The following is a 275-nucleotide window of genomic DNA, read 5'->3' as shown; positions in this document are numbered from 1 at the left end:
TCTATTCAGCGAAGATCCATCATTTGGTTCGTTTTCTGATAAAATCAGCCCCTTGCGCCTCATTTAGCGCACTATCTATGGCTAACCTTTTGAATAATTTAATTATGACGAGAATACTCGCTGCGATAACGCTGTTGCTGAGTATCGTATTGACCATATTGGTCACGATTTTTTGTTCTGTGCCGATCATCCTTGCAGGGGTTGTAAAACTCCTTTTGCCCATTCCTGTCGTCTGGCGCAAGGTTTCTGTCTTCTGTAATTTCATGATGTATTGC

At 41.8% G+C, this 275-nt stretch carries 1 pseudogene; it reads left to right on the top strand.

Going from position 1 to position 275, the window contains the following annotated elements:
* Window positions 1-77 precede the first annotated feature (77 nt).
* A pseudogene (locus tag FDX22_RS31245) lies at window positions 78-275 on the top strand (acyltransferase); the annotation flags it as partial.

The organism is Citrobacter sp. TBCS-14 (assembly GCF_005280805.1).
GTDB lineage: Bacteria > Pseudomonadota > Gammaproteobacteria > Enterobacterales > Enterobacteriaceae > Citrobacter > Citrobacter gillenii.
This window is presented reverse-complemented; position numbering and strand designations above follow the sequence as displayed.